The following is a 20408-nucleotide window of genomic DNA, read 5'->3' as shown; positions in this document are numbered from 1 at the left end:
CTGGGCAGGCATCAGCCCCTATACGTCCGGTTTCCCGTTCGCAGAGACCTGTGTTTTTGGTAAACAGTCGCCTGGGCCGCTTCACTGCAACCCCCTCCCGCTCCGGTTCGCGAGGAACCATCACGGTACCGGGGCCCACCTTCTCCCGAAGTTACGGTGGTAATTTGCCGAGTTCCTTAACGAGGGGTCTCCCGTCCACCTTGGTCTATTCGACCTGCCCACCTGTGTCGGTTTGCGGTACGGGCACAGATCACCTGGCTAGAGGCTTTTCCTGGCAGTTCAGGCCCAACCCACTTGGCCGGGGTGTCCCCCGACCTCGCCATCGCCTCTCGGTCATCGTCGCGGGGGATTTGCCTCCCGCGGCTCCCTACCGGCTTGGACGGATTGCTCCGCTGGGCCTGCCGCCCTGCGTCCCCCCATCGCTCGTAACGGGGATCTGTGGTACGGGAATATTCACCCGTTGTCCATCGCCTACGCCTTGCGGCCTCGGCTTAGGCCCGACTCACCCGCAGCTGATCAGCATGGCTGCGGAACCCTTGGGCATTCGGTGGGGCGGATTCTCACCGCCCTTGCGCTACTCATACCGGCATTCGCACTCGTCGCCGCTCCAGCCGTGCTCCCGCTCGACCTTCTCTGCTGACGACGACGCTCCCCTACCATACGATGCATTGCTGCATCCTATCCGCGGCTTCGGTGCTGGCCTTGAGCCCCGGTACATTGTCGGCGCCAGCGCACTCGACCAGTGAGCTATTACGCACTCTTTCAAGGGTGGCTGCTTCTAAGCCAACCTCCTGGTTGTCTGTGCACGCTGACAGCCTTGTCCACTTAGGCCAGACTTGGGGACCTTAGCCGGCGGTCCGGGCTGTTTCCCTCTCGACGACGAAACTTAGCTCCCGCCGTCTCACTCCCGATGGATCGGCGCCGGCATTCGGAGTTTGGTTGGGGTCAGTAAGCGGGAAGCCCCATCGCCCATCCAGTGCTCTACCTCCGGCGTCGCCTGACATCGAGGCTGGCCCTAAAGCCATTTCGGGGAGAACCAGCTATCTCCAGGTTCGCTTGGCATTTCACCCCTACCCACAGCTCATCCGCGCCTTTTGCAACAGACGTCGGTGCGGGCCTCCACGCGCTCTTACACGCGCTTCACCCTGGCCATGGGTAGATCACCTGGTTTCGGGTCGACCGCCCGCGACGTGATAGCCGAAGCTATCGTTCGCCCTGTTCGGACTCGGTTTCCCTCTGGCGCCGGGTATTGCTCCCTCAACCGCGCCACGGACGGTCACTCGCCGGTTCGTTCTACAAAAAGCACGCCATCAGCCTGCCCGTCCCGTAGGCCGGGCAACAGCCTCTGACAGTATGTCGGCACACGGTTTCAGGATCTATTTCACTCCCCGCGCCGGGGTGCTTTTCACCATTCCCTCACGGTACTGTTCGCTATCGGTCGCCTGCGGTATTTAGCCTTGGAGGGTGGTCCCCCCTGCTTCCGGCGGGATATCACGTGTCCCGCCGTACTCCCGGATTCCTGACCGAGTCCGTCGCTTTTCCCCTACGGGACGCTCGCCCTCTTCGGTGGCCCGTTCCAGTGGCCTTCGGGTAAGCGGCGGATTGATAACTCGGTGCGGGTGCTGCCGCCCCCGCTCCAGGCCCGTCCAACCCCAGACGACCATCGCCGGCAGGCTGTGCCAGCCGTCTGGTTTCGGCTTCTCCCGTTTCGTTCGCCACTACTCCGGGAATACTCTCTTTTCCTCGGGGTACTCAGATGTTTCACTTCCCCCGGTGCCCTTCACCCGGCCTATGTGTTCAGCCGGGGATGACGGAGGTCCACCTCCGCCGGGTTGCCCCATTCGGACATCCTCGGATCATTGCGTGCCCGCCGCTCCCCGAGGCGTATCGTCGCGTGGCCACGTCCTTCATCGGCCGCAGGCGCCAAGGCATCCACCGTGTGCCTTCGACGCGGTTCTTCTTCGTCTCCCGCGTCCCACGTTCTCTCCACCACCAGCACGCGCCTCGCGCGTCTCCCGGCCACCCGGTCGACCACGCCGGCCACCTGCCAGCAGTCCTCACACGATCGACAGCCCGGCTTGGCTGTCGTCGCGCGCATCCTCCACTTGGTAAGGTGCCGGTGGAGCTGCGGGGATTCGAACCCCGGACCTCCGCCGTGCAAAGGCGGCGCTCTCCCAACTAAGCTACAGCCCCGTCTCGACGACTCCACTCGCCGCCCGCCTTCCCTGTCCGGGAACAGCGGTGGGCGTTCGTGGACTCGAACCACGGGCCTCACCCTTATCAGGGGTGTGCTCTAACCAGCTGAGCTAAACGCCCCCAGGCCGTGGCTCCGGCTGAAGCCACGCGCTGGCGCCGTGCCAACTGAGCCGTGATGCCCCCGTGCGAACCAGAAACTTGAAAAGCGGATTCAGTGTCTGCGGTCAGTGTGTGGTCGCCCCTCCCCGTCCGACCCCATCCGCCCAGGCCCTCCCCCCGGTTTGTGCCGGGGCTCGTCAGGCGTGGGATGGTGGATGACGGCGGCGGGTGACTCGCGGTGCGACCGTTGACCTGGAAGGGATCCGTCCTCGATGACTCGAGACCCGGATCCGGCTCCCTAGAAAGGAGGTGATCCAGCCGCAGCTTCCGCTACGGCTACCTTGTTACGACTTCGTCCCAGTCACCAACCCCACCCTCGGCGGCTGCCTCCTTGCGGTTGGCCCACCGACTTCAGGTGTTGCCGGCTTCCATGACGTGACGGGCGGTGTGTACAAGGCCCGGGAACATATTCACCGCGGCAATGCTGATCCGCGGTTACTAGCAACTCCGCCTTCATGAGGGCGAGTTGCAGCCCTCAATCTGAACTGAGACCGGGTTTGGGGGATTGGCTCCGCGTTACCGCTTGGCAGCCCACTGTCCCGGCCATTGTAGCGTGTGTGTCGCCCAGGGCGTAAGGGCCATGCTGACTTGACGTCATCCCCACCTTCCTCCGGTTTGGTCCGGCAGTCTCGCTAGACACACCATGGTAACTAGCGACGAGGGTTGCGCTCGTTGCGGGACTTAACCCAACATCTCACGACACGAGCTGACGACAGCCATGCAGCACCTGTCTCACCGCTCCCGAAGGCACTCCTCCCTTTCAGGAGGATTCGGTGGACGTCAAGCCCTGGTAAGGTGTTGCGCGTTGCGTCGAATTAAACCACACGCTCCGCTGCTTGTGCGGGCCCCCGTCAATTCCTTTGAGTTTTAGCCTTGCGGCCGTACTCCCCAGGCGGGGCACTTACTGCGTTAGCGCCGGCACGGCAGGGGTCAACTCCCGCCACACCTAGTGCCCATCGTTTACTGCGTGGACTACCGGGGTATCTAATCCCGTTCGCTCCCCACGCCTTCGCGCCTCAGCGTCAGGTCAGGTCCAGGCGGCCGCCTTCGCCACTGGTGTTCCTCCGGATCTCTACGCATTTCACCACTACACCCGGAATTCCACCGCCCTCTCCCTGCCTCCAGCCAGTCCATCTCGACGAACCCTCCCCCGTTGAGCGGGGGGCTTTCACCGCCGATGCGACCGGCCGCCTGCGCGCCCTTTACGCCCAGTAATTCCGGACAACGCTCGGCCCCTACGTCTTACCGCGGCTGCTGGCACGTAGTTAGCCGGGCCTTCTTCCGGGGGTACCGTCACTTCCTTCGTCCCCCCGAAAAGCGGTTTACACCCCGAAGGGCGTCCTCCCGCACGCGGCGTTGCTCCGTCAGGCTTTCGCCCATTGCGGAAAATTCCTTGCTGCTGCCTCCCGTAGGAGTCGGGGCCGTGTCTCAGTCCCCGTGTGGCTGGTCGTCCTCTCAGACCAGCGACCGATCACCGCCTTGGTAAGCCATTACCCCACCAACTAGCTAATCGGACGCAGCCCCCTCCAGGCGCGACCCCCGAAAGGGCCTTTCCTCACCTCCGTCCCCAGAGATGAGCGTATGCGGTCTTACACCCCGTTTCCGAGGCCTATCCCCCACACCTGGGCAGGTTAGCTACGCGCTCCTCACCCGTCCGCCACGGTCGACGCCCGAAGGCGCTCCCGTTCGACTTGCATGCATTAGGCACGCCGCCAGCGTTTATCCTGAGCCAGGATCAAACTCTCCATCATGACTCGTCCCGGCTACGCATCACTGCGCCCCGGTGACTCGTGTCCTGCTTCGTGATTCTGTGCCTGACTTCAGCACACAGACCCCACTCCACATTAGTCACTCGCCCGCACGTTGGCATCACGGCTCAGTTGGCAAGGTGCTGCTTCGACCCCGCTGGTCTGCCGCCGAGCCTTGCGTCATCTCGACGCAACACCCTTGAGCCGCACACCGCACGGTGGCGAAGCCTCGGAAGTATAGCCACCACCCTAACCCCTGTCAAGGCGATTTCGGAATGGATCTGGCCAACTTCCACCCCCGTCCCCGACCAAGGCCGGGCACCGGGGAATCGAAAGTATAAACCCCCCTGACTCGCTGTCAAGGGGGTTATCGATTGACATGACTTCTTCGCGCGTGGGCTATCAGGCTGCCAATCGGCGGATGATGGCGTCCGCCATCTCGGAGGTGCCGGTGGCCTTCGAACGGTCGCGATCCGGGCGCAGATCGTAGGTGACGTCCGTGCCGGCCTTGACGACTTCGGCGACCGCTGACTCTACTGCCTTGGCGGCCGACAACTCCCCCATATGCCGAAGCATCATCGCGCCGCTGAGAATCGTTGCCGATGGGTTTGCCTCGTTCTTGCCGGCGTGGGTCGGGGCGCTGCCGTGGATCGGCTCGAAGATGGCGGCGTACTCTCCGATATTCGCGCTCGGCGCAACGCCAAGCCCGCCAACCATGCCGGCCGTCAGGTCGCTGAGCACGTCACCATACAGGTTCGGCATGACCAGGACATCGTAATCCTCCGGTCGCTGCACGAGCTGCATACACATGTTGTCGACGATTCGATCGTTGTATTCGATTTGAGGGTAATCCTTGGCGACCTCTTGCGAGACGCGGAGGAACAGTCCATCGCTGAACTTCATGATATTTGCTTTGTGGACCGCGGTCACCAGCTTGCGTTCGTTCTTGACTGCATAGTCGAACGCGTACCGAACGATCCGCTCGGAGTTCTCGGGGGTGATCGACTTGATCGAGATGGCGGCCGACGCCGGCACCTTGCGCGGACTGAGACGGTTGATCGTGTCGATCAGCTCTTTGGTGTCGGCCTGGCCGGTGTCGAACTCGACTCCGGCGTAGAGGTCTTCCATGTTCTCGCGAACGACGACGAGATCGATGTTACTGAAGACCGAGCGCACCCCCTCGTATGTGCGGGCCGGGCGCAGGTTCACGTAGAGGTCTAGCGCATGGCGCAACGCAACGTTGACGCTTCGGAACCCGCCTCCCAGCGGAGTCGTCAGCGGGCCTTTTAGCGCGATCGAGTTCTTGCGGATTGATTCCAGCACTGCGTCGGGCAGGACGTCCCCCGATTTCTCGAGCGCGGTCATCCCCGCTTCCTGGACGTCCCATTCGAAGGCAATCCCGGTCGCCTCGAGGACACGCCGCGTTGCGGTCGATACCTCCGGCCCAATTCCGTCACCCGGGATCAGTGTCACCTGATAGGCCATAGCAGTCGACCCTCCTCGCGTTACTCAAACCGTCACCGATGGCGCAGTCACGGATTCAACTTCCCTGTCCCACAGGCATTCTAGGCCCGCGCAAAAACAGGTGTCAAACCGGGGCGGCGCGCCTACAATGTGTAGTATGAGGAATTGCAGGCAGGCCCGATGAGCGACCGGTCGTTTCGGCAACGTTTCGGGGCGCTCGAACGCGACACAACAGCCAGGCAGCGCCCGCGTCTGGCGGATGACGCCTGGCCATTACCAGCGGGTGGCCGGCTGATCGAGACTGCCGCGGGTCCCTGTGTCGTGATCGAGCGTGTCATATCGGGCGAGCCAGTGACGTTGGCGTTCGAACGGTTCGCCGCCGCAGCGACCTATGGCGATCGATATCGTCCCCCCGACCAGTTGATCTTCCTGGACACTGAGACGACCGGGTTATCGGGTGGCACCGGAACCTACGTTTTCCTTGTAGGGCTTGGTCGGTTTATCGGTCGCGACTTTCTGCTGCGCCAGTTCTTCATGCGCCATCCCGGAGATGAGCGGCCGCTGCTCAGCGGTCTGGCGGACTCAATGCAAGACGCCAGTAGCCTCGTTACCTATAACGGTCGTTCGTTTGATGTGCCGCTACTAGACACACGCTACCGAATGCATGCGGAAACATTCCCATCGCCCGGGCAGCATATTGACCTGCTGACATCGGCCCGTGCGATCTGGAAGCACCGGCTCCCGAACTGCGCGCTCGGCACGATCGAACAGCAGGTTCTCGGCATCTCGCGCGGGGTCGATGCTCCGAGTTGGATGATCCCGCAGCTATATTTCGACTACTTGCGGACGCGCCGGGTTGACGATCTCACCGCGGTCTTCGAACACAACCAGGCGGATGTCCTGACGCTTGCCCGACTCACCGCGATGGTTCAGGCGTACGAGACCGGTCTGGATCGCCCGACCGATGCAATCGACCGACTCGCGCTCGCGATCCATCGATGGCGTATTCAAAGTTCGGACACGACCCTTGATGAGCTGAAAGCAGGCTGGCCGATTCTGACGATTCCGGCAACGCTGCGGCTTCGCGCGGTGCGCGAGCTGTCGGTGACCTTGAAGCGACAGCGGCGCTATGACGAGGCGCGAGCCATCTGGCAGCAGGCGCTGGCCGATCCGAGCCGCGAGATCAGGGTTCATGCCGCCGAGGAGCTCGCCAAGTATCTCGAGCACCGGGTGGGTGATCATGAGCTGGCCCTGACAATTGCGCGCCGCGGCGCCGATGGCGCTGCGATGGCCGGCGACGTCGAAGCTTCGGCTGCGTTCGAACGACGGCTGCGGCGTCTCGAGCGGAAGATCCATCGCTGGCAGGGTGACCATTTGGTCGGAGGGGGATAATCTGAACATCATGACCGACACCGCTCGATTGAAGCCGGTCATCCTCGTGGTTCTCGACGGTTGGGGACTGGCGCCGCCGGGACCCGGCAATGCGATCGCACAGGCCGACACGCCGATCTTCGACCGGTTGTGGACATCATTCCCGCACACGACGCTACGGACTTCCGGTAGGGATGTTGGCTTACCCGATGGCCAGATGGGAAACTCGGAGGTCGGGCATCTGAACCTCGGCGGTGGGTTTGTCGTCTATCAGTCGATCACGCGGATCGATCTGGCGATCGAGGACGGATCGTTTTTCAGTAACCCCGGGCTGGTGCGCGCTGCTGAACGCGCCCGCGATAGCCAAGGCACTCTCCACCTCGTCGGACTCGTGTCCGATGGTGGCGTCCATTCGCACATTCGGCACCTGGACGCGCTACTGCAACTCGCCGCCGCGCACGACGTCGACCGAGTCGCGATACACGCGATCCTCGACGGGCGCGATACGTCGCCAACCGGTGGCGTCGATTATCTGCGTCAGGTCGAAGGAATGATCACCGAGCATGGCGTTGGACAGATTGCGTCGGTTATCGGCCGCTACTTCGCGATGGATCGCGATCGCCGCTGGGATCGAACGCGCAAGGCCTACGATCTGATGGTCCGCGGCGACGGCTCGATCGCAGACGATCCTGTGGCTGCTATCGAGCAGAGCTACCGAGCGGGCACGACGGATGAGTTCATCGAGCCGATCTCGGTGCGTGAGCCGACAGCAGATCCAGCCGTCATACGTGACGGCGATTCAGTGATCTTCTTCAACTTCCGGGCGGATCGCGCGCGACAGTTAACTCAGGCGTTGGTTGGTCCCCCGATCGAGGGCGTCGAATTTCCCGACCGGCCGACCAATCTCGATTTTGTCGCAATGACCGAATTCGCCGATTATCTTCCCACGCAGATCGCGTTCCCGGCCATTGAGATCACCTCTCCAATCGCCCGAGTGATATCAGAGGCCGGCCTTCGCCAGCTTCACGTTGCTGAGACAGAGAAGTATGCCCACGTCACCTACTTCTTCAACGGCGGCCGCGAGGAGCCGTTTGACGGGGAGGATCGGGCCATGATTCCCTCCCCGAAGGTGCCGACCTACGATCTGCAGCCGGAGATGAGCGCGGCAGGAGTTGGCGACGCCGTCGTGACGGGAATTGAGGCTGGGACGTACGACTTCATCGTGGTCAATTTTGCGAACTGCGATATGGTCGGCCACACCGGCGTGATCCCTGCTGCAGTCGTTGCAACTGAGACTGTCGATGCCCAGCTCGGACGAATCGTCGATGCCACGCTCGCAGCGGGCGGGGTCGTTCTGGTGACGGCAGATCATGGCAACGCGGAGGAAGAGCTCGTCCCGGGCAGTAGCGATCCAATGACGGCACACACAACCAACCCGGTGCCATTCGTTGTCGTCGCCCCGGACGACGTGTTGTCGCGAGTGGCGGCACTACCTGACTCCGGCCGGCTCGCGGATGTTGCGCCAACCGTGTTGAAGCTTCTGGACATTGCCCCGTCGGCGGATATGACCGGCAAGCCACTGTTCAGCCTGAAATCAGAGGGGATGGAATGACGCGGCCTCGTGCGGATCTGATTGTCCGGAATGCGTCGGAGCTTCTGACCTGCGCTGGAGAGAGGGACCCTGGCATCGTGCGCGAAGGAGCGCTGGCCGTTGCCGGGGATGAGATTCTGGTCGTTGGCACATGGGACGATGTCGCAGCAGCGGTTGATCTCGATGGCGCCGTCGTCATCGATGCTGGCGGCAACGTCGTCATGCCCGGGTTCGTCGATTGCCATACGCATGTCGTCTTCGGAGGAAGCCGTGTTGACGAGTATTCGGCCAAGCTGACCGGAGGCGATCTCAACGTCCTGCGCGCGGCTGGTGTGCCGGTCGGCATCGTTGGGACCGTCGATGCGACTCGACGACTGGGTGTCGATGGACTCGTCGCGGAGGCGCTCCCGCGTGTCGAAGAAATGCTGCTGGCCGGCACGACAACGATCGAGAGCAAGAGCGGCTACGGTCTTGAGACTGCGGCAGAGATCGACATGCTACGCGCTGGCCGGGAGATCGGGCGTCGGCTACCGGTTGATATTGTCAGCACGTTTCTCGGCGCTCATGCCGTTCCGGTTGGCGTCGATCGCGCGAGATACGTCGACATGATCGTGAGTGACATGATCCCGCGCGTCGCTGATGAGCAGTTGGCCGAGTTCTGCGACGTCTACTGCGAGCCCGGCTATTTCGACAACAGTGACACCGAACGCATCCTCGAGGCCGGGCTGGCATCTGGCCTCCGACCGAAGATCCATGTCGATCAGTATTCGCATACCGGCGCTGCTGGTCTGGTGGCGAAGTTGGGGTGTGTGTCGGCGGATCATCTCAACTACACGACACCGGAGGAGATGAAGACGCTCGCTCGCGCTGGTGTTGTTGGCGTCCTCATGCCCTCGATCGATTTCGCCGTCGATCATCCCCGTCTCGCCGATGGCCGAGCAATGCTGACCGCCGGAATGCGGATTGCGCTCGCGACCGACATCTGCCCTGGCGGCTGGATGCCGAGCATGCAGCTCGTCGTCGCCCTCGGCTGCCGCTTTTACCGATTGTCACCAGGCGAGGCGATCCTGGCCGCGACGCGGGGAGCCGCCGAGGCTGTTGGTCGTGGCGGGAGAATCGGCACGCTCGCGCCGGGCGCTTTGGCCGATATCATCGTGCTGGATGTCCCACGTCACGAGGATATTGCCTATCGCTTTGGGCGCAATGCTGTGCGAACCGTCGTCAAGAGCGGGCGCGTTGTCGTTGAAGATGGCCGGCTGGTCTAGCCGGCTGGCAAGAGCCCTGACGCCGGCGATGATGGCTGACGAGAGCGAAGGCGCCGAACAAGGAGAGACATGGTGAGTGGACGATCGGGTCGATACCGCGTTGAGCATCTGCACCAACCAGACGGTTGGCTTTCTCCAGCCTACCTGTCTGTCGACGAGCGAGGATTCATTGATACTGTCTCGGGGACCCAGCCGGCAGATTGGGCAGAGTCCGACATTGAGCGGATCAATGGCTTCGTCATCCCCGGTATGCTCAATGTCCATTCTCACGTCCATCAGCGTGGCCTCGCCGGCCGCGTCGAGCCGCCGACGAATACGACGATCGAGGAGAGCTTCTGGACCTGGCGCACCAGGATGTACGACTTCGCCAACCGGCCGTCTCCGGAGGAGTTCGAGGCGCTAGCCGCTCAGGCATTTCTGGACATGGTGTCGGCAGGATTCACGAGCGTCGGCGAGTTTCATTACCTTCACAACGCCCCGGATGGCCGGCAATACGATGATGTGGCCGAGATGTCTACCCGCGTAATATCGGCAGCGGAAATGGTCGGGATCGGGCTCACCATGCTGCCGACGCTCTATACCAGAGCCGGAATTGGCCGGCCGCTAGCGCCGGAGCAACGTCGCTTCATCCTCGCTCCGGACACATGGGCGCAACTCGTCGCTGATCTTGTCGCCGCGTCGGCTGGCAATGATCTGCTGTATCCGGGTATCGCGCCGCATTCACTCCGGGCCGTCGATGCCGCCGAGCTTTCCGGGATCGTGTCGGAGTTGGTGTCGCTCTATCCCGACCTGCCGGTTCACCTCCATGTTGCGGAGCAGACACGGGAGGTCGAAGAGTGCCTGGCGGGGCTGGGCAAGCGACCGGGTGAGTGGCTGCTGAACCACTTCGATATCGATAATCGCTGGACGTTTATTCATTCAACGCATTGCGACGCCGATGAGCGCAAGGGCATGAGCGCGGCAGGTGTAGTCGCCGGCCTTTGCCCCACCACCGAGGCAGAGCTCGGGGATGGGATCTTCCCGTTGGGCGATTACAGCGGGATCCGAGGAGTCTGGGGCATCGGAACGGATAGCAACAATCGGATTAGTGTCGCCGAACAGTTGCGCCTGCTCGCGTTCAGTCAGCGCCTCACGAACCGAAGCCTCTTCACTCTGCCGAATCGCGGAACTGGTGGTGTCCAGCCGGGACGACAACTCTACGATCAGGCGCTGGAGGGCGGAACACGAGCGCTGCGCCAACCGGTTGGGGCGATCGTGCCGGGCCGGCGTGCCGACTTCGTCGTGCTCGACCCGAATGACGCGGCGCTGATCAGCCACGGGCCAGACACTGTGCTTGACGGGCTTATCTTCAACGGCACATCATCCGCCATTCGGGATGTCTACGTTGGCGGTCTGCGCGTGGTGAAGGACGGTCACCATCTGGCCGAGGACGTAATTTTCGCGAGATACCGCGCGACGATCGCCCGCCTCACATCGTGACGATCGCCCGCGGCACCGAAGCCGCGGGCGATCATGTTCAGCTCTCCAGACGCCGGCCAAATGCCCTGCGGCCCGCGAAGATCGCCGCGCCGCCAAGTTGCTCCTCGATTCGCAGGAGCTGATTGTATTTCTCGACCCGATCCATCCGCGACGGCGCGCCAGTCTTGATCTGGCCGGCGTTCGTCGCAACGACCAGGTCGGCAACGAACGAGTCGGCTGTCTCGCCCGATCGGTGGGAGATCACTGCTGTGAACCCGTTGCGGTGCGCTAGCTCGATGGCATCGAGTGTTTCGGTGAGTGTGCCGATCTGGTTCAGCTTCACGAGAATCGAGTTGCCGGCTGCCTCCCGAATGCCGCGTGCCAGCCGTTCGGTGTTGGTCACGAACAGGTCGTCGCCGACGAGTTGCACTGCGGATCCGAGCCGCTCGGTCAGCCTCTTCCAGCCGGCCCAGTCATCTTCGGCCAGCCCATCCTCGATCGAGATGATCGGATACTCGGCGAGCGCGTCGGCATACCAGTCGACCATCTCCTCGACGGTGAGTGTGCGCCCCTCGCCGCGCAGATGGTACTTGCCTGCCTCGAAGAACTCCGTTGAGGCCGGATCCATCGCGAGCATGATGTCTTCGCCCAGCGTGAAACCGGCGCGCTTGATCGCCTCCGCAATCAGCTCCAGCGCCTCGCGATTCGAGCCGAGGCTTGGAGCGTAGCCGCCCTCGTCGCCGACCGACGTCGCGTATCCGTGTTCGGAAAGGACGTTCTTCAGGCTGTGGAAGACCTCAGTCCCCCAGCGGAGACACTCGCTGAAGCTCGATGCCCCAACCGGCATCACCATGAACTCCTGAAAATCGACACTCGAACCGGTTGCGTGCTTGCCACCGTTCAGAATGTTGAGCATCGGAACTGGGAGTGTCGCGGCGTTTGGCCCGCCGAGGTAGCGATAGAGCGGAAGCTCGCTCGCGGCAGCGGCCGCGCGGGCGACGGCCATCGACACGCCCAGTATCGCGTTCGCGCCCAGGTTACCCTTGTTGTCCGTGCCATCGAGGTCGATCATCAGATGGTCGATCTGCCGCTGGTCGGTGGCGTCCATACTGTCGAGCGCGGGTCCGATCACCTCGTTCACGTTCGTAACCGCCGTCAGGACGCCCTTGCCGCCATAGCGGTTGGCGTCACCGTCGCGGAGCTCGACCGCCTCGAACTGGCCCGTCGACGCGCCGGATGGCACGGCAGCGCGACCGAACGACCCGTCCTGCAGGGTGACATCGACCTCGACCGTCGGGTTCCCGCGTGAGTCGAGGATCTCTCTTGCCCAGATCGAATCTATCGCCGTGCTCTTCCAGCCAGACACCATATTCGCCCTCCACTGCCGATCGTCGTGCCTGCCCGCGCGCATCGCGCGTGTTCTGCGGCTATCGTACCTGTTTCGCTGCATACTGCTCCACACGCGCGTCATGGCGTGCTGCGGTTCTCTCTACAGGTGTTCGTCTTTGGGCCGCCAGGCGGGAAAGGATCGACGGGATTGACGCAGGACACGCTGGAAGTGCGCTTCCTCTCGCAGAATGAGCAAACGGCCGTGTCCGTCGGACATCACATCGCCCAGTTTATTCAGGCTGCGCGCTCGACACTCGATATCGCGGTTTATGACATGCGGCTCAGTGGACCTCTGCGCGACATCATCGCGTCGGCGCTCGATGACCGCGCAAGGGCGGGTGTCCGCATCCGGATTGCCTATGACGCGGAGAAGCCAGAGCAGCCGGATCTTCTTCATGGAGCAGACCCTGCTGAATCGGGCACCGAGCAGCTTGTGGAGTCCCTTGGCTACGACTCATGCGGGATCGACGGTCGAAAGCTGATGCACCACAAGTACATCGTTCGGGACGCCGGCCTGCCGAACGGCGCGGTCTGGACCGGATCAACGAACTTCACCGATGATTCCTGGACGCTCCAGGAGAACAACATCCTGCATGTCTACTCAGCCCGCATCGCGGGGTGGTATGCGCGCAACTTTGCCGAGCTGTGGGAGGATGGCAACTTCGAAGGCAGCGGTGATTTCACAACCGAACCGGTCGATACGTTGTACAAAGGCGAGCCAGCAAGCATCCGAGTCGAATTCTCTCCGGGTCGCGGCGAAGAGATTGGCGATCGGATTGCGGCAATCGTGCAAGCGGCCCGTAGCCGGATCCTCATATGCAGCATGCTGTTGAACGCGTCCTCATTGTTGCAGGCGCTCGAATCAGTGCTCAATGCGGGAGACGTATCGATCGCCGGTGTTTATGACCGAACGCAACAGGCATCAGTCCTCGACCAATGGGAGACAGTGCCGCACAACACGTGGAAGATCCCGGCGATCCGGGAGATTGTGGCAAAAGCGGGACTGGTGGGAAAGAACTCGACGCCATACAGCCCGACGACTCCGCATGACTTCATGCATGCGAAAGTGCTCATTGTCGATGACACGGTGATCAGTGGCTCCTACAACTTCAGCCGAAGCGCGACCCTCAACGCTGAGAACATTCTGATTATCGACTCCCCGGCGCTGGCGGCGGACTACGCCAGCTTCATCTCGCACCTTATCCAGAAGTACCGGGCCGCGTCGATCCCGTTGTAGCGCCCGCCTGAGGCTGTGATGGATGCCGTCTCACGGTGACGTTGCTATACTGGCGGACAATAACAGAGCAGCGTCGATGGAGACGGGTTGCGGAGCAGGTCACCGACAGGGATGCCAGGCCGATCCGACTGAGAGCCGGCTCGGATGTCCGCCGCAACGTTCACTCCGTAGCTGGACGGTGAAAGCCCGTGGGGCAATTAGTCGTCTCCGGTCGCTCCCCGTTACTGGAGCCCGCCTGGTGTGGATCGAGATTCACAACGGGTGACTGAGGCCGGCCCGTGCAAGCGACCGGCGAATCAGGGTGGTATCGCGAGATCGCTCTTCGCCCCTGGCGGAGGACGGTCTTTTTTTGTTGTATCGCGCCCGAGGGCTGATTCGCACAATCGGTGAGGGAGAGAACGATGAGCGGGACATTGTCTGACCTGTCACGGGATGCGCTGAGCGCGCTCGCGCAGGTCACCGACGAGGCCGGCCTTGCTGGCTGGCATCGCGAAATGCTCGGCCGAAAAGGCAGCCTGAGCGAGGCATTGAAAGGTCTTGCTGAACTGGATGCCGACGCGCGTCGCGCGCGTGGCCGCGAGCTGAACGCGCTCAAGCAGGAACTCGAGGTGGCCTTCGAGTCACGCCAGGCGGCGATCCAGTCGGAGCTGCTTGACTCACGGTTGCTCGCTGAGTCGATTGATGTCTCGCTGCCCGGACGCAAACCTGCGGTCGGTAGTCTCCACCCGATCACTTCCATGATCCGCGAGGTCAGCGAGATCTTCGCGCATCTCGGATTTCAAACGGTCGAGGGGCCGGAAGTCGAGTTGGCCGAATACTCGTTCGACATGCTGAATATCCCGAAGGATCATCCTGCCCGTGACGTCTGGGACACGATCTTCATCGACACCGACCAGGTCGAGATCACGCTTCGCCCGCATACGTCCCCGATGCAGGTCCGCACGATGCTTCAGCAGGAACCGCCGGTTCGGGTCGTCGTGCCGGGCCGCACCTATCGGTACGAGGCGCAGGACGCGACACACGAGTGGCACTTCCATCAGATCGAAGGTCTGGCAATAGACCGCGCGATTACGATGACTGACCTGAAGGGAACACTCGCGGAGTTCGCGCGCCAGATGTTTGGCGCCGAGCGGAAGGTGCGCTTTCGCTGCGACTTTTTCCCCTTCGTCGAACCTGGTGTCGACATGTCGATCGACTGCCCGTTCTGCGGCGGGCGCGGCTGCCGAACCTGCAAGAACAGCGGCTGGATCGAATTGCTCGGCGCTGGAATGGTCCACCCAAACGTGCTTGCGAATGTCGGATACGACGCTGACGCGTACACCGGATGGGCATTCGGCATGGGCGTCGAGCGGCTGGTGATGCTCAAGTACAACGTCCAGGATATCCGCCAGTTCTATGGCAACGATCTGCGCTTTTTGTCGCAGTTCGGCCGGGCGCGGCTCTGACGTTGTTCCTGCGAACCGTTGACTGCGGCGGCGGGGTTGCCCGTCGAAGCCTGGAGGAGTGATATATGCGCGTACCCGTTCGCTGGCTCCGTGATATGGTCGACACCGAACTCCCAACGACTGAGATTGCCCACCGACTGACGATGGCCGGCCTGGAGGCCGAGAGCGTCACCCGCGTTGGCGAGGAGTGGGAGTACGTCTTCGTCGGCGAAGTCATCGCCGTTGTGCCTCACCCCGACGCGGATCGCCTCGTTCTGGCAACCGTCCACGCCGGCCCGCATCAGCTCACTGTCGTCACCGGCGCGCCGAATATTCTGCCGGGCCAGAAGATCGCGCTCGCGCTCGTTGGCGCGCGATTGATCGATCCCTATGTCGACACGCTGCAATACAAGACGCTCAAGGCCAGCAAGATTCGTGGGGTGAAGTCCGAGGGGATGGTCTGCTCCGAGAAGGAGCTCGGCATGTCGGAAGAGCATGAGGGTATCCTCGTGCTGCCGGACGACGCCCCGGTCGGCGTACCGCTTCGCGATTACCTCGGCGATGACGTCATCGAGTTCGAGATCACGCCAAACCTGGTTCACGCCTTCTCGGTCGTTGGCATCGCGCGGGAATTGGCGGCGATTCTCGATCTCACCGCCCGGAACGTTCCGACGGTCGACCTGTCGACAATGCCGCGCGATGACTCTCGCGTCGTCATCGAGGCGCCGGACCTGTGTGCCAGGTACGCGCTGGCGGTGATCGAGGACATCACCGTCGGGCCGTCGCCGGACTGGATGCAGCGCCGGCTGACCCTGGCCGGGATGCGTCCGGTGAACAGCATCGTCGATATCACGAATTACGTCATGCTCGAGGTCGGGCAGCCGATGCATGGCTTTGACGCCGAGCATATCCATGGTGGGCGAATCATCGTCCGTCGCGCCATGCCGGGCGAGCAGATGGAGACGCTCGATCATGTCATGCGTGAGCTCGATGACGACACACTCGTGATCGCCGACGTTGATCGGGCCGTCGCGATCGCCGGTGTGATGGGCGGCGTCGAGAGTGAGGTTTCGGATTCGACGACAACCATCTTGCTCGAGTCCGCATCGTTCGGCGATAAGCCGGTCCGGCGTACAGTCCGCAACCAGAAGCTTCCATCCGAGGCTTCTGCCCGCTTCATGCGCGGTGTCGATCCCAACCTGGCCTGGGTCGGGTTGCAACGTTTCGTCGCGTTGCTCGCCGAGATCGACCCGAAAGCGCGGGTGACGGCGGTCGCCGACGCCTATCCGCGGCCGCGCGAGCGGAACGTCGTGCGGATGCGCTACGCGGAGGTCGAGCGGCTGCTCGGGATGCAGATCCCGATCGACACCGTGGTCGATATTCTCGGCCGGCTGGATCTTCAACCATTGGTGGAGGACGACGGCGGAGATCCGGTCGTTGTCGTCTCGGCCCCCACATATCGAAGCGACATCAACATCCCCGCCGATGTGGTTGAGGAGATTATTCGGGTCTACGGCTATGAATCGCTTCCTGAGACGTTGCCGACCGGCCGAACGGTCCCGGTCTCCCGTGATCCGGCTCGACTCGTCGATCGTGTGACCCAGGATGCGCTGGTCGCCGCCGGTCTGACCGAGGTCATAACCTATTCGATGATCTCCGATGTCGACCTTGCCAGCCTCGCTCCCAACGGCGGCGGTATGCCTCGTATTCTGGGCGCGTTCCGTCGCGGCGACGCTGACATGGTTCGAGCGACGAATCCCCCCCGCGCCGACTGGGAGATCATGCGGCCGACGATGTTGCCGTCGCTGCTCCGGATGGTGTCCGAGAACCTCAAGTACGGTGATCGCGTCGCGATCTTCGAGACGGCCCGGACATATCAGCCACGAGGCCGTGACGAGCTGCCTGATGAGCCGCGTGTCGTTGCGATCGCTCTCAGCGGCGCGCGAGAGTCGGAATCGTGGTTCCGAGGTAGTGAGGAAGAAGCTGGATTTCTTCGATCTCAAGGGCGTCGTCCAGGTGCTTGGAGACCGGCTCGGGGTGCGCGACCTGAGCTGGAGTGCGCTGGATCATCCGTCGATGCAGCCCGGACGATCGGCGTCTATCGAGCTGAATGGGGTCCAGATCGGAGTTGCAGGGGAAGTTCACCCTCGAGTGGCACAAGGATTTGCCGTCGCCGGCCGGGTCGCCTTCGCCGAAATTGACCTGACGCCGTTCGCCGAATCGTTGCTCGAGACCTGGAATGTCTCCTCCGTTTCGCGATTTCAGCCGATCCGACAGGATTTCGCGGTTGTCGTCGACGCAGACACGCCGGCCAGCGCCGTCTGGCAGGCAATCGCCGATGGCGCGCGTCCCCTCGCATCTGACATCACGCTGTTCGATATCTATCGAGGTCGGGGCATCGGCGAAGGCAAGAAGAGTCTCGCGTATCGTGTGACATTCTCGGCGCCCGATCGACAGCTCGCGGAGCACGAGGTCGAGCGCATCCGTGGCCGGATCACGCAGAATCTCACAAAGCGCGTCAAGGGGATATTGCGGGCGTAAGCCGCAGCGAGGTTGCGGTCGCCAGGGGAGCTTCACGAGCCAGCAGCATCCCTGCGATCGCGCCTCGCGCGTGTTGGACGTTCCAACGCATGATGTCAGTAATGCTGTGGTCGATGAGCGGCGTGAGTCAGGTGTTGCCCAGCCGTTGCAGCGCCTGGAACACTCGCTCCTCGATCGTCAATCCGTCACGAGTCTGCACGGCGTTCAGCGCGCCGCGGGCCTCGGTGAGCGTGTAGCCCAGCGCCTCGAGAGCCGCGAGCGCCTCGCGGTCCGCCGTGTCGAGCGGGCCGCTCCCGCCCGCCGTCGGGATGGTCTCCGGCAGCCGCCGCTTGAGATGAAACACGATCTGCTCGGCAATCTTCTTACCGATACCCGGCGTCCGCGACAGGAGCTTCACGTCCTCGTCCGAGATCGCCGCGTAGATCACGGCTGGCTCGTCGAACGACAGTAGATTGAGCGCCACTCGTGGGCCGACGCCGCTGACGGTGAGTAGCAGCTGAAACAGGTCCAACTCGTCCTGGTCGATGAAGCCGTAGAGTGTCAGCGCGTCTTCACGGACGACGAGATGTGTCAGAAGCGAGACGCGATCCCCAACGATCCCAGCCGCGGATGCGGTTCGTCCCGACGTGAGCACCCGGATCAGGAAGCCATGGAGATCGATGATGAGCGCCGCCGGTTCCTGAGCGACGATGAGCCCTCTAACGCCAGCAATCACGTTGCGATCTCCTTCAGGCCGTCCAACCGATAGAACCGTCGGGCATTTCTGGTGAGCAGCATCTGTTGGTCCGCGTCTCCGGACACTACCTGCCGCACTTTCCGCAGGAGACGATCCTGTCGGAGCACCGCGTAGTCGCTGCCGAAAAGGGCACGATCCGGTCCGATGATTCCCATCACTGCCGGGAATACCGCGTCACGGTAGAGATACGTCGTCGCGGCCGAGTCGTAGACCACGTTACGCGTGACTTTGTAAACAGCCGGGTTCAGCTCGTAAAAGGGCAGGCCCCCGCCCCAGTGCGCCAGAGCGACGGGTTGCTCAGGATACGCGCGAAGCAGGTCAAACAATCGGTCAGGTGTCGCCGTGCCTTTGCCTGGGTAGATATGGCCAACCGGCTCCGATGCGTGCAGCATGACTGGCTTGCTGCGCTCGCGGCAGACGCCCATCAGATTCGAAATGGACCCTGGCAAGCGCAGATCGAATCCCTGAGCGTCCGCGTTGAGCTCTCCGATGCCGGCCGCGCCGAGATCGAACGCTTGCTCGGCATCCCTTGCCGCTGACGGGTCGTTCGGGGCGACGATGGCCAGGAACTCGATTCGTCCCGGATGTTGCGCGCGGACCTCCGCCATCCACCGCGTGTGCTCCCGGCAGATGCCCGGGTCGTCCCACGGGAAGCCGCATGCGATCGACACCTCGATGCCAGCTGCATCCATGCTCGAGATCAGGTCGTCGGGGGATGCCAACAGGTAGTCCGGGCGTTCGTAGAGCATTCCGAACCACATATCGCGGGCGCGATACTCCTCGCGGGCAGCGACAATCTCGGGCGGGAAGATGTGGACATGGGCATCGATGATTCCGCTGAGCATCGTGCGTCAGGTCGCCAGGACGATATAGCCGACGATCGCGATGAAGATCACCAGCCCGAGCAGGACGAGCGCCGTTAGCAGCACGTTCATGCGAGCTTCGGCTGGCGCCGCGGCCGGCGGCGCGTCGAGGACGCTAACAGGCGCCGCCCAGACACAAAGCGCCGTGACATTGTCTGTCGATCCGGCACGGATGGCGCGGTCGACCATCTCCTTGGCGGCATCCTCTGGCGACATCGTCAGCAGGATGGTGGTCATCTCGTCGTCCTCGAGATGATCGTGGAGGCCATCGGTCGAGAAGAGCAGCCGGTCGTCTGGCAGAAGCGTCAGCTCGAAGATATCGACATCGACCCGTTCGCGATGCCCCAACGCGCGTGTGATGATGTTTTTGTGGTGACTGCCGCGCGCTTCGTCATGCGTCATTGCGCCCATCGCCACCTGCTCGGCGACGAGGGAATGGTCGTTGGTGATCTGGTTCAGAGTCCTGGCGCGAACCAGGTAGGCGCGGCTGTCGCCGATGTTGCCGATGGCGAGATCCATGTCCTTAACAACGCCGGCAACAAGGGTTGTGCCCATCATGTTGTGCTCGCCGGCAGCCGAACCCCCATTGAAGATCGACTCGTTTGCCTGCCGGAACGCCTGCTTCAGCAGCACGACGACGTCGCTCGTGTCGGCGGTGGTGAACCGGTCGCGCAAGGCGTCAACAGCCATGCTCGACGCGACTTCGCCACGTTGATACCCGCCCATGCCGTCCGCAACTGCGAGGACCAGGAGGTCGCCAGCGATCGGATTGGCGACGACATCGTGGTATACGGTGTCCTCGTTCGCTTCACGGACAGGCCCCGGATCGGTTGCTGCCCCGACGATCAGCCGACTGTCCTCCACGATCGAGATACTCCTCGGTTGAGCGATAGCACGCGTCCACGGACGTTGACAGGGTGCGCATGGATGGCGAGTAGGTTCCCGGGCCATATGATACTGTACGTT

The 20408-nt window shown here is 62.7% G+C and carries 12 protein-coding genes, 2 tRNA genes, 2 rRNA genes and 2 pseudogenes (1 of these 18 running past the window's edge); 9 read left to right on the top strand and 9 right to left on the bottom strand.

Going from position 1 to position 20408, the window contains the following annotated elements:
- The 5 genes from V9F06_10200 to V9F06_10180 all read right to left on the bottom strand — a co-directional run.
- A 23S ribosomal RNA gene (locus V9F06_10200) occupies nt 1-1959 on the bottom strand (it extends 1051 nt beyond the left edge of the window).
- Between the two features lie 161 nt (nt 1960-2120).
- Nucleotides 2121-2193: transfer RNA gene (locus tag V9F06_10195), tRNA-Ala, on the bottom strand.
- Between the two features lie 49 nt (nt 2194-2242).
- Nucleotides 2243-2316, bottom strand: a tRNA-Ile gene (locus V9F06_10190).
- A 281-nt stretch (nt 2317-2597) separates the two neighbouring features.
- Nucleotides 2598-4106, bottom strand: a 16S ribosomal RNA gene (locus tag V9F06_10185).
- The 16S and 23S rRNA genes sit together here with 2 tRNA genes alongside, the layout of an rRNA operon.
- 399 nt (nt 4107-4505) lie before the next feature.
- Nucleotides 4506-5588: an isocitrate/isopropylmalate dehydrogenase family protein gene (locus V9F06_10180; protein ID MEI2617981.1), complete on the bottom strand. Its 1083-nt coding sequence runs from the start codon at nt 5586-5588 to the stop codon at nt 4506-4508.
- A 159-nt stretch (nt 5589-5747) separates the two neighbouring features.
- Here V9F06_10180 and V9F06_10175 point away from each other — a divergent pair, with 159 nt between their 5' ends.
- From V9F06_10175 to hutF, 4 genes are all read left to right on the top strand, one after another.
- The gene (locus V9F06_10175; protein ID MEI2617980.1) at nt 5748-6959 is read left to right on the top strand and encodes a ribonuclease H-like domain-containing protein; all 1212 of its coding nucleotides are present in this window, start codon (nt 5748-5750) and stop codon (nt 6957-6959) included.
- Between the two features lie 10 nt (nt 6960-6969).
- Nucleotides 6970-8550 carry a 2,3-bisphosphoglycerate-independent phosphoglycerate mutase gene (gpmI, locus tag V9F06_10170; protein ID MEI2617979.1) on the top strand — a complete coding sequence of 527 codons (1581 nt, stop codon included), beginning with the start codon at nt 6970-6972 and terminating at the stop codon, nt 8548-8550.
- Entirely contained in the window at nt 8547-9794 is a 1248-nt protein-coding gene (hutI, locus tag V9F06_10165; protein MEI2617978.1) for an imidazolonepropionase, read from the top strand. The genes gpmI and hutI overlap by 4 nt, the downstream gene beginning before the upstream one ends.
- A 72-nt stretch (nt 9795-9866) precedes the next feature.
- A complete protein-coding gene (gene hutF, locus V9F06_10160) occupies nt 9867-11273 on the top strand; it encodes a formimidoylglutamate deiminase (protein ID MEI2617977.1) in 1407 nt (468 codons plus the stop codon).
- A 37-nt stretch (nt 11274-11310) separates the two neighbouring features.
- Here hutF and eno read toward each other — a convergent pair whose 3' ends face one another.
- On the bottom strand, nt 11311-12621 hold the full coding sequence (gene eno / locus V9F06_10155; protein ID MEI2617976.1) for a phosphopyruvate hydratase: 1311 nt from the start codon (nt 12619-12621) through the stop codon (nt 11311-11313).
- Between the two features lie 168 nt (nt 12622-12789).
- Here eno and V9F06_10150 point away from each other — a divergent pair, with 168 nt between their 5' ends.
- From V9F06_10150 to V9F06_10130, 5 genes and pseudogenes are all read left to right on the top strand, one after another.
- A complete protein-coding gene (locus V9F06_10150) occupies nt 12790-13878 on the top strand; it encodes a phosphatidylserine/phosphatidylglycerophosphate/cardiolipin synthase family protein (protein MEI2617975.1) in 1089 nt (362 codons plus the stop codon).
- A gap of 401 nt (nt 13879-14279) precedes the next feature.
- Nucleotides 14280-15323, top strand: coding sequence for a phenylalanine--tRNA ligase subunit alpha (gene pheS / locus V9F06_10145; GenBank protein MEI2617974.1), 1044 nt, complete (start codon nt 14280-14282; stop codon nt 15321-15323).
- A 65-nt stretch (nt 15324-15388) separates the two neighbouring features.
- Nucleotides 15389-17236 (top strand): annotated as a pseudogene (pheT, locus tag V9F06_10140) (phenylalanine--tRNA ligase subunit beta).
- A pseudogene (locus V9F06_10135) lies at nt 17208-17447 on the top strand (hypothetical protein). Before pheT ends, V9F06_10135 begins: the two co-directional pseudogenes overlap by 29 nt.
- 6 nt (nt 17448-17453) lie before the next feature.
- Nucleotides 17454-17843, top strand: a complete 390-nt coding sequence (locus tag V9F06_10130) for a hypothetical protein (protein ID MEI2617973.1) — start codon at nt 17454-17456, stop codon at nt 17841-17843.
- 127 nt (nt 17844-17970) lie between these two features.
- On the opposite strand, the gene ruvA is transcribed toward V9F06_10130, so the two are convergent.
- The 3 genes from ruvA to V9F06_10115 are packed head-to-tail and all read right to left on the bottom strand — an operon-like array spanning nt 17971 to nt 20306.
- Nucleotides 17971-18558 carry a Holliday junction branch migration protein RuvA gene (ruvA, locus tag V9F06_10125; GenBank protein ID MEI2617972.1) on the bottom strand — a complete coding sequence of 196 codons (588 nt, stop codon included), beginning with the start codon at nt 18556-18558 and terminating at the stop codon, nt 17971-17973.
- Nucleotides 18555-19424, bottom strand: a complete 870-nt coding sequence (locus tag V9F06_10120) for an amidohydrolase family protein (GenBank protein MEI2617971.1) — start codon at nt 19422-19424, stop codon at nt 18555-18557. Before V9F06_10120 ends, ruvA begins: the two co-directional genes overlap by 4 nt.
- A gap of 6 nt (nt 19425-19430) precedes the next feature.
- A complete protein-coding gene (locus V9F06_10115; protein MEI2617970.1) occupies nt 19431-20306 on the bottom strand; it encodes a Stp1/IreP family PP2C-type Ser/Thr phosphatase in 876 nt (291 codons plus the stop codon).
- Nucleotides 20307-20408: the final 102 nt, after the last annotated feature.

This window comes from Thermomicrobiales bacterium (assembly GCA_037045155.1).
GTDB lineage: Bacteria > Chloroflexota > Chloroflexia > Thermomicrobiales > CFX8 > JAMLIA01.
The sequence above is the reverse complement of the archived record's forward strand: the minus strand, read 5'-3'. Positions and strand labels throughout refer to the sequence as shown.